We start from the raw sequence: 237 nt of genomic DNA on the forward strand, positions 1-237 counted from the left end.
GGCTCCTCGAGCAGGACTCGAACCTGCGACCCAATGATTAACAGTCATTTGCTCTACCAACTGAGCTATCGAGGAACATCTGTATCGCTATTGCGTTTGAGCGAGAACCTTTACCAACCTGCTAACTTTTCAGCCATTTGCCGATGTTATTAGTTGGTGCTTGGCTCCTCGAGCAGGACTCGAACCTGCGACCCAATGATTAACAGTCATTTGCTCTACCAACTGAGCTATCGAGGA

The 237-nt window shown here is 48.5% G+C and carries 2 tRNA genes; both read right to left on the reverse strand.

The features are described 5' to 3' along the window. Window positions 1-2 precede the first annotated feature (2 nt). A tRNA-Asn gene (locus tag CWI66_RS17900) sits at window positions 3-75 on the reverse strand. Window positions 76-161: 86 nt separating this feature from the next. Beyond that, window positions 162-237 (reverse strand) — tRNA-Asn (locus tag CWI66_RS17905).

Source organism: Halomonas sp. 141, from assembly GCF_002810305.1.
Taxonomy (GTDB): domain Bacteria; phylum Pseudomonadota; class Gammaproteobacteria; order Pseudomonadales; family Halomonadaceae; genus Vreelandella; species Vreelandella stevensii.